Origin of the sequence: Pseudomonas tremae (genome assembly GCF_001401155.1) — a bacterium.
Classification (GTDB): Bacteria; Pseudomonadota; Gammaproteobacteria; order Pseudomonadales; family Pseudomonadaceae; genus Aquipseudomonas; species Aquipseudomonas tremae.
Map to the genome: position 1 here is coordinate 1 of NZ_LJRO01000279.1, position 306 is coordinate 306.

The 306-nt window shown below is 59.5% G+C and carries 1 pseudogene; it reads right to left on the minus strand.

The features are described from left to right. Window positions 1–48 precede the first annotated feature (48 nt). Window positions 49–306 (minus strand): annotated as a pseudogene (locus tag ALO43_RS16640) (Zn-dependent hydrolase); the annotation flags it as partial.

Here is a 306-nt window from a genome sequence, read left to right on the forward strand (position 1 = left end):
GTATACACCGTCGAAACGACCCGCGCTCGGCTGGCTGTCCAGATGTCAACCGCACAGCAGATAAGGCGCCTGGGGATCAAACGTCATAAGGCCGAACAGGTTGCCGATCGCATCGACACGCACTTCAAAGCCGTGCTCTTTCAGCCACTCCCGAAACAGGTCGCGTACCCGGCCGTCTTCAGCCGATGCCGCCAGCCGATGCAAGCCACCCGCCGGTGTTGCACCAATGGCCGAGCTTTGCTGAAACAGCACTTCAAATGCCGCCAGATCAGCTGCACCTGGCTCGATCAATTCAGGGATAGAGGG